Genomic DNA, 7,656 nt, shown 5'->3' with positions numbered 1-7,656 from the left:
GCGGCGCGCGGTTTTTCGCGCATTGCATCCCCTCAACATCCGCCGCCGTGAAAAAAATAGCGTTAACAGGCCCTAGCCCATGGTTTCGCCGAGATTCTTCACAGAGTGATGCTCTTGATGTCGATGATGACAATCCTTGATTAAAGATGTATTATTTTTACATCTTTAATGAGTTGCAATATTTGCCCGGCAAATCACTGTGCGCCAATAAAGATGTATTTTAAAAACATCATAAGGAACTGCCATGCTCGACGCATCCACCCGCCAGCAAGTCAAAGCCACTGCCCCCATCCTGAAACAACACGGCGTGCTGCTGACCAGCCACTTTTACCAACGCATGTTCCAGCACAACCCGGAACTGAAGAACATCTTCAACCAGGGCCATCAACATGCTGGCCAGCAGCAACAGGCCCTCGCCATGGCCGTGGCGGCCTATGCCGAGCACATCGATGCCCCCGAAGTACTGCTACCGGTACTGGAGCGCGTGGCACACAAGCACACCAGCCTGGGGATACGCGCCGAGCACTACCCGATTGTCGGCAAGCATCTGCTGGCGTCCATCCGCGAGGTACTGGGCGAGGAGGCCGCCCCGGACAGCCTGCTGGACGCCTGGGGAGCGGCCTACCAGCAACTGGCCGAGCTGTTGATCAATCTGGAAAACAGCCTGTACCAGCGTGCCGCCACCCAAGCCGGTGGCTGGAGCGGCTGGCGGCCATTCCGGGTGGTGAACAAGCAGGTGGAAAGTGCGGAAATCACCTCTTTCTATCTGCAGCCCGCCGATGGCGGTGCCTTGCCGGACTTCCAGCCCGGTCAGTATGTATCGGTCCAGCGCTATATCCCGGAATGGGGGCTGTGCCAGCCACGCCAGTACAGCCTGTCGGATGCCCCGGGCAAAGACTGGCTGCGCATTTCGGTCAAGCGTGAAGAAGCACAGGGTGATGCACCTGCAGGCAAGGTGTCCGGCCAGTTGCATGCAGAGCTGGCGGAAGGAGACATCCTGCAGGTTTCACCGCCGTTCGGTGACTTCGTGCTGCATCAGGATCGCGCAACGCCGGTGGTGCTGATCAGTGCCGGTGTCGGCCAGACCCCGCTGCTGTCCATGCTCAGGCATCTGCTGGAAAGCGGCAGCCAGCGCCCCATTCGCTACCTGCACGCCGCACGGCACGGCCAGGTCCATGCCATGAAACAGGAAGTGGGCCAACTGGCGGCTCAACATCCGGTGCTGGCCAGCACGGTGTTTTATGAATGCCCGCAAGACACAGACCGGCTGGGCCAGGACTACCAGCGCGCCGGCCGCATCGATGCCGAGGCCATCCGTGAGCATGCCCTGCTGGCGGATGCCGACTACTACTTGTGCGGCCCGCAGGCCTTCATGCAACAGCAGCGCTCACAGCTGCGCGCCAGCGGTGTGGCAGCAACCCGCATCCACATGGAAGTATTCGGCTCCAACGCCATGGCCAGCGACTGATTGCCTGCTGCACGTGGTTTGCCGCAGCGCATTGTGAGGGTGGGCCGTGCGGAGTATCCTGCGCGGCACCGCCTTTACCCTTCCAGCCCATGCAACTGAACCGTTTTACCGATCTGGCATTGCGCGTGTTGATGTACCTGACACATCGCGATCGCGAACAGGCCGTTACCATCAGCGAAATCGCCGAGCGCTTTGCCATATCGCGCAACCATCTGGTCAAGGTGGTGCATTTCATGGGACAGCAAGGCTGGCTGCTGACCAGTCGTGGCAAGGGTGGTGGCCTGGCACTGGCCCAGCCACCGGAGCATTACCAGCTGGGTAGCATCATCCGCATTCTGGAGGGCAATACCGCCCTGATCGACTGTGCCACGCCCCCTTGCGCATTGCGCCAGGATTGCCGTCTCAAGTCGGCGCTGGATGTCGGCCTGCAAGCCTTTTTCTCCGTGCTGGATGGTTATACCCTGCGCGATATCGTCGCCAGCCCCACCGGCGAGGCGATTATCCGGCTGCATCGGCAGCAAAAACCCTCCCCCTTGCCGGACGACGCCACGGAAGGCTGATCCAAGCACGGCAAACTGTTGTAAAAAACCATCACTTTTCAAACAAAAAGCCCGCAGCAAGCGGGCTTTTTTTCGCGGTTTTTTTCAGGGTTTTCCCTTGGAAAAAACAGCATTGCGGGTGTCAAATCGTCTTGGAATAACGCGCCTTGGTTTCACGCTCGCGCAAGTGGCGGTCGAACAGCATGGCGATATTGCGGATCAGGAAGCGGCCTTTCGGCTCCACCATCAGGAAATCACCGTCAAAAGTCAGCAAGCCCAGCTTGTGATATTCGCGGATGGCCGGCAGTTCCTCTGCAAAATATTCAGCGAAATTGATGCCATGCACCTGCTCGATGGCCTCCACCGACAGCGAGAAGCGGCACATCAGCGCCTGGATAATGCCACGGCGCAGGATGTCGTCCTGATCCAGCACCATGCCGCGCATCACCGGCAAACGGCCCTCATCCAGCGCGGCGTAATAGCTGTCCAGGTCCTTCTCATTCTGGCTGTAACAGGGGCCGACCTTGCCGATGGACGAGACACCAAGACCGATCATGTCGCAGTCGGCATGGGTGGAATAGCCCTGGAAATTGCGCTGCAGGCGGGCCTGGCGCAAGGCGATGGCCAGGTCGTCTTCCGGCTTGGCAAAGTGGTCCATACCGATAAATACATAGCCGGCATCCGCCAGGCTTTTTACCGCATCCTGCAGGATATCCAGCTTGGTGCTGGCCGTCGGCAGATCCGCTTCGTTGATGCGCCGCTGCGGCATGAACACCGTGGGCAAATGAGCATAGTTGTACAGCGCCAGCCGGTCTGGACTGATGGCAATCACCTTGTCCAGCGTGGCTTTCAGCGATGCGCGCGTCTGCAGCGGCAGGCCGTAGATCAGGTCCACACTGACCGACTTGAAACCCGCCTCGCGGGCGGCATCGATCACTTCCAGCGTCTCGGCTTCGCTCTGCACGCGATTGACCGCCTGCTGCACCTGCGGGTCGAAATCCTGGATGCCCACGCTCATGCGGTTAAAGCCCAGACGTGCCAGATGGTGCACGGTCTCGCGGCCCACCTTGCGCGGATCGATCTCGATGGAATATTCTCCCTCCGGCAAAAATTCGAAGTGAGTGCGCAGCATGCCCATCAGCCGGTCCAGCTGTTCATCGGACAGGAAGGTGGGTGTACCACCACCAAAATGCAGCTGGATCAGCTTTTCGCGACAGCCCAGTGAGGCGGCCACCAGCTTGATCTCTTTTTCCAGATAGTCGAGGTAGCGATCAGCGCGGCTTTTGTCTTTGGTGATGATCTTGTTGCAGCCGCAGTAGTAACATACCGTGTTGCAGAACGGTATATGAACGTACAATGATATTGCGTTCTGATGCATGCCAAGGTGGCGTTGCTTCAGCCAGTGTTTATAGTCCTTCTCGCCAAACGCCGGCGTAAAGCGGTCGGCCGTCGGGTAAGAAGTGTATCTTGGGCCAGAGCCATCAAGACGTTCGATCAACGCTCGGTCGAACTCACAGTGGGTGGGCGAAAACGGATGGGTGGTGTGCATGTCGTCGGGTATTGATAGTCAAACGTCAGGTGGACTGGTAAATTTGCGGAAAACGTGTGAATTCCGCTTTGACAAGGGTCAAGCTTCTTTACAGGGTTGTACAAAACACTCGATGTCTGACCAAAACCAACACACTATTCACGCACTGAAGGTGTCCTGCTCCAACTGCAGCCTGCGCGAACTCTGCCTGCCCATCGGGTTGAACCGCGACGAAATGACGCAGCTGGACGCCGTGATCCGTCAGAGCCGCCGCCTCAAGCGCGGCGAGTACCTGTTCCGCAGCGGCGAGGGCTTCAAGTCCCTGTTCGCAGTGCGTACTGGTTTCTTCAAAACCAGCGTCGCCAGCCAGGACGGTCGCGAACAGGTCACCGGCTTTTTGATGTCCGGCGAACTGATGGGCCTCGATGGCATTTCTTCCAATGTGCATGGCTGCGACGCCATCGCCCTGGAAGACAGCGAAGTCTGCGAGCTGCCCTTCAATCGCATGGAAAGCCTGGGGCGCGATATTCCCAGCCTGCAGCACCACTTTTTCCGGCTGATGAGCCGCGAAATCGTGCGCGATCAGAACGTCATGCTGCTCCTGGGCAATATGAAAGCGGAAGAACGCCTGGCGGCCTTCCTGCTCAACCTGTCGCAGCGTCTGTCCACACGCGGCTTTGCTGCCAATGACTTCATCCTACGCATGAGCCGTGAGGAAATCGGCAGCTTCCTCGGCCTGAAACTGGAAACGGTCAGCCGTACGCTGTCCAAGTTCCAGCAGCAGGGCTGGCTGAGTGTCGATCACAAGCACATCCAGCTGATCAAGGCCGACGCACTGAAAGACCTGATTGCCGGCTGCACCCACGCCAACGGCGTCTGAAGCAGCAGCCAACCAGAAACACCGCAGCCCTGCTTGCCGGCAGCCTGCGGTGTTTTTGCATCTTGCGCATTACTGGCACGGCCGACCATTCGTCTGAAGACCTAGTCCGGTCGGCTAAGCCGCCCGCCCTGCCCTACCAGCGCCCCACCAGCATGCCTGCGGCCAGCATCTCGCCCCGCTCCATGGCCTGCTCCCGATGCTGCGGCAATATCTCGCCCTGCGCCAGCAAGGGCGGCAAGACTTCCTTCCAGCCATAACCGCAGGCAATGCGGCGCATGGCCTGGATCGCTCCCAGACCATCCGTACCTGCCGACACCAGCATCAGATAGGGCAGACCCTCGGTCTTCCCCTGTGCCGGGTAATAGGTGCGATCAAAAAAATCCTTCACTTTACCCGCCATATAGCCAAAGTTCTCCGGCGTTGCCAGCACGATGGCATCAGCAGCCAGCAAATCATCCAGTCCTGCCTCCGCGGCTGGCAGGCGGCTGATGTGGAGTTCTGCGCACAGCGGCAACAGCGGCTGACAGAAGGCATCGATCAATTGCAAGGTGTGGCCAGTCTGGCTGGCGTAGATAATCAACAACCGTTTCATGGAGCGGGCCTGCCATCAATAGTGGCCAGCAAGGCCTGTAATCGGTCCTGCTGCGGCCAGCCCGGCGGCACCACAAAGCCGCGAGCCACTTCCTCCCAGTAACCATCCCCCACCGGCAGCAATTCGGCCACCAGCTGTGGTACCGCCGCCTGCAACAGCTCTTGGCGCAGGCTATCCTGCTCACGCACCATGCCCTGCTCTACCCGCGCCGGGGCCAGCCAGCCCAGCCGCGATAGCCATATCCAGCGCCCTCCGCTGGAAAAGCTTGGCCAGGGCTGCTGCAAAGGACTGATCCAGCCTTGCAGTTGCTCCGGCGCCAATGGCGCAGCCGGGACAGCTGGCGTACCGGCATAGAAGAACCAGCCGGCCAGCCGCGCGGCACTGGCACAGCCGGCAAAACCGGGCGGCAAGACACGGGCCGCCGCAGGATGACGGGCCAGTTGCAGTTGTTCCTGTAATTTGGCGGCCTTGAGCGGCCAGGCGTCGCGCAGGCTGGGACCGACCAGAGTGTCCGCGCCATGTCCCAGCTGCAGATAGAATTTGCTGGCGGTTTCCACGTGCAGTGGCACACCATCCAGCCGGATCAGGAAATCGAATTCGCCGATGGTGCGGCCACCGGCCTCACGCACCGGCACATTGGCCGCCACCAGTTCGATATGCGGAGCCAGCTGGAACCAGAAAGCCAGCAGGCGTTCGGCATAGTGGCCAAGCCGCTGGCAAGGCTGTTGCGCCAGCCAGTGTGAGAGCGGTGCCGGATTTTCCTCCAGCTCCGCCAGCAAGGCATGGCCCTGTGGGCCCAGCAACTGCGCGGGCGACAGATTGCGGCCACTATCCCAGGGCGCAGGAGAGGTCAGCAGAAAAGCCAGATCACGCAGCGCCGGCTGCGTGTAAGGGAGATGAAAGCCGCGCTCAGGCCTCGCCGTCGTGCTCATGGCCATCTGCCACGCGCTGGATCTGTTTCATCAGGCCACGCAGGATATCGACCTCGTCACGCAACATGCCGGAGCGATTGAATAGCGCACGCATGCGGCGCATCAGGCGTTCGCTGTTGCGGCGACGGTAATAGCCGATGGCACCCATGGTCTGGTCCAGATGCTGGCAGAAGCCTTCCACCTCGCCGAGGCTGGCGGTTTCGCTCTCCGGCCGCAGGTACTCCACATCGACCTCGGTATGGCTGAACAGCTCGTAGGTCATCACCTGCACTGCCATCGCCAGATTGAGCGAGAAGTAATCCGGATTACCCGGAATGGTCACCAGGCGGTTGCACTGTTCAACTTCCTCGATAGACAGACCGAAGGTTTCATTACCGAACACCAGCGCCACCTGTTCGCCGTCACGCGCCCGTGCCACCAGCTCCGGCGTGGTTTCACGCGGGGTGGACAGCGGGGTGGTCAGCTCGCGGCGGCGGCTGGTCAGTGCACAGGCCACGGTGACATCGCTCAGGGCCTCGGCCAGGCTGGACACCACGGTTGCACTCTCCAGCACATCCACCGCACCGGAAGCCAGGGCATTGGCTTCATCACTGGGAAACACCTTGGGCTCCACCAGATACAGCCGGGTCAGGCCCATGGTTTTCATGGCCCGGGCAGCCGAGCCGATATTGCCCGGATGGTTGGGCCGGGCCAACACCACACGAATGTTTTTCAGAAAATCAGGTACTTGGGGTTTATTCATCAGCGGTTTCACATTAAAATAGCGGGCATATCAAAAAGCCCGCGCACTCGCGTCGGCTTTTTTTGTTCCTTAACCCAGATTGTTACCGTCAGATGTCGAGCCGTGTTGGCTGACATCTGCTATCCGTTCTAGAGGCCGTCAATGCATCCGATGCTCAATATCGCGGTTAAAGCCGCTCGCCGTGCTGGCAGTGTTGTCCAGCGCGCGTCGCTTAACCTCGATACCATTCGCGTAGAAAAGAAAAAGCACAATGACTTTGTGACCGATGTGGACCGCGCTGCCGAGCAGGCCATCGTCGACATGATTCTTGAGGCGTACCCCAAGCACGCCATTCTAGCAGAAGAGTCCGGCGCGAAAGGCGTGGGCTCCTCCGAATTCGAGTGGATCATCGACCCCATCGACGGCACCACCAACTTCCTGCACGGCCATCAGCAATACGCCATTTCCATCGCCCTGGCACACAAGGGTCAGATACAGCAGGCCGTGGTGTACGACCCCAGCCGTAACGACCTGTTCACCGCCAGCCGTGGCGTGGGTGCCTTCCTGAATGACCGCCGTATCCGTGTGTCCAAGCGCTTCATGATGAATGAATGCGTGATCGCCACCGGCTTCCCGGTTTCCGACCAAAGCTATATCGACCAGTACCTGGGCATGCTCAAGGATGTGCTGGGCAAGACTGCCGGCGTCCGTCGCGAAGGCGCAGCCTCGCTCGACCTGTGTAATGTAGCCTGCGGCCGTGTTGATGGTTTCTGGGAACTGAACCTGAAGCCGTGGGACATCGCTGCCGGCAGCCTGATCGTGCAAGAGGCAGGTGGCATTGTGACCGACCTGACCGGCGAACAGGAATGGCTGGAATCCGGCGACATCGTGGCCGCCAACCCCAAGGTGCTGGCCCAGTTGCTGGCCACCATTGCGCCGCACCTGAACAAGTAATCAGGCAGTTGCACAGCATGACAACGGCAGCCCGCGGGCTGC

8 protein-coding genes are annotated in these 7,656 nt (G+C 59.8%); 4 read left to right on the top strand and 4 right to left on the bottom strand.

Annotated features, from left to right (window positions below; translation table 11 throughout):
* Positions 1–244 precede the first annotated feature (244 nt).
* On the top strand, positions 245–1,468 hold the full coding sequence (hmpA, locus tag DBR44_RS04420; protein ID WP_124642421.1) for an NO-inducible flavohemoprotein: 1,224 nt from the start codon (positions 245–247) through the stop codon (positions 1,466–1,468).
* Between the two features lie 89 nt (positions 1,469–1,557).
* Positions 1,558–2,028, top strand: coding sequence for an Rrf2 family transcriptional regulator (locus tag DBR44_RS04415; RefSeq protein ID WP_124642419.1), 471 nt, complete (start codon positions 1,558–1,560; stop codon positions 2,026–2,028).
* A gap of 121 nt (positions 2,029–2,149) precedes the next feature.
* On the opposite strand, the gene hemN is transcribed toward DBR44_RS04415, so the two are convergent.
* Positions 2,150–3,556 (bottom strand): oxygen-independent coproporphyrinogen III oxidase, encoded by a 1,407-nt coding sequence (hemN, locus tag DBR44_RS04410; RefSeq protein WP_124642417.1) that lies wholly within the window; start codon positions 3,554–3,556, stop codon positions 2,150–2,152.
* A 112-nt stretch (positions 3,557–3,668) separates the two neighbouring features.
* Here hemN and fnr point away from each other — a divergent pair, with 112 nt between their 5' ends.
* Positions 3,669–4,415 (top strand): fumarate/nitrate reduction transcriptional regulator Fnr, encoded by a 747-nt coding sequence (gene fnr, locus DBR44_RS04405; RefSeq protein WP_059285224.1) that lies wholly within the window; start codon positions 3,669–3,671, stop codon positions 4,413–4,415.
* 133 nt (positions 4,416–4,548) lie between these two features.
* On the opposite strand, the gene DBR44_RS04400 is transcribed toward fnr, so the two are convergent.
* From DBR44_RS04400 to DBR44_RS04390, 3 genes are read right to left on the bottom strand one after another with little or no spacing between them, the layout of a single operon-like run.
* Positions 4,549–5,007, bottom strand: coding sequence for a flavodoxin family protein (locus DBR44_RS04400; protein ID WP_124642415.1), 459 nt, complete (start codon positions 5,005–5,007; stop codon positions 4,549–4,551).
* The gene (locus tag DBR44_RS04395) at positions 5,004–5,939 is read right to left on the bottom strand and encodes a DUF1853 family protein (RefSeq protein WP_124642413.1); all 936 of its coding nucleotides are present in this window, start codon (positions 5,937–5,939) and stop codon (positions 5,004–5,006) included. The genes DBR44_RS04400 and DBR44_RS04395 overlap by 4 nt, the downstream gene beginning before the upstream one ends.
* A complete protein-coding gene (locus DBR44_RS04390; RefSeq protein WP_124642411.1) occupies positions 5,917–6,681 on the bottom strand; it encodes an RNA methyltransferase in 765 nt (254 codons plus the stop codon). Before DBR44_RS04390 ends, DBR44_RS04395 begins: the two co-directional genes overlap by 23 nt.
* Before the next feature lie 141 nt (positions 6,682–6,822).
* Between DBR44_RS04390 and DBR44_RS04385 the strand changes: the two genes are divergently transcribed.
* The gene (locus DBR44_RS04385; protein ID WP_124642410.1) at positions 6,823–7,614 is read left to right on the top strand and encodes an inositol monophosphatase family protein; all 792 of its coding nucleotides are present in this window, start codon (positions 6,823–6,825) and stop codon (positions 7,612–7,614) included.
* Positions 7,615–7,656 lie beyond the last annotated feature (42 nt).

The sequence above is a fragment of the Aquitalea sp. FJL05 genome, from assembly GCF_003852595.1.
Lineage (GTDB): Bacteria > Pseudomonadota > Gammaproteobacteria > Burkholderiales > Chromobacteriaceae > Aquitalea > Aquitalea aquatilis.
The sequence above is the reverse complement of the archived record's forward strand: the minus strand, read 5'-3'. Positions and strand labels throughout refer to the sequence as shown.